Source organism: Rossellomorea sp. ABR4_004 (genome assembly GCF_056159585.1).
In genome coordinates, this window is the sequence record NZ_JBSWVM010000017.1 from 1 (window position 1) to 437 (window position 437).

The window sequence follows — 437 nt, forward strand, 5'->3', positions numbered from 1 at the left end:
ATGTGTGAAAGATAGTACGACGAAGGAAATTGTCGCTTATCACCTATCCTCTTCCTTGGAAATGGATATCGTTTATAGTACCCTTAAGAAATTAAAGCTCGCAGTAGGGAAATCATTCCATTCTGAAGCCATATTACATTCAGATCAGGGATTTCATTATACACATCCCCAATTTCAAAATAGGGTGAAAACACTTGGATTAACCCAATCGATGTCACGTAAAGGGAACTGTTGGGACAATGCCCCGATGGAGAGTTTCTTTGGGCACTTCAAGGATTGGGCAGAGTATAAAACATGTAAGAATATTAGGGAAGTCAGAAAGGAAGTGTATCGAGTAATAGAGGAGTATAATCACCGGCGTTATCAATGGGGTATAAATAAAATGACCCCGGTACAATACCGGAGTCACTTATTAGCAGCCTAGGCTCTTTTTTAAA

1 protein-coding gene is annotated in these 437 nt (G+C 39.6%); it reads left to right on the top strand.

Annotation, left to right across the window (positions count from 1 at the left end):
• Nucleotides 1-424: transposase (locus ACXAF2_RS23505; RefSeq protein ID WP_475142163.1), on the top strand; the 424-nt coding region annotated here is incomplete at its 5' end.
• Nucleotides 425-437: the final 13 nt, after the last annotated feature.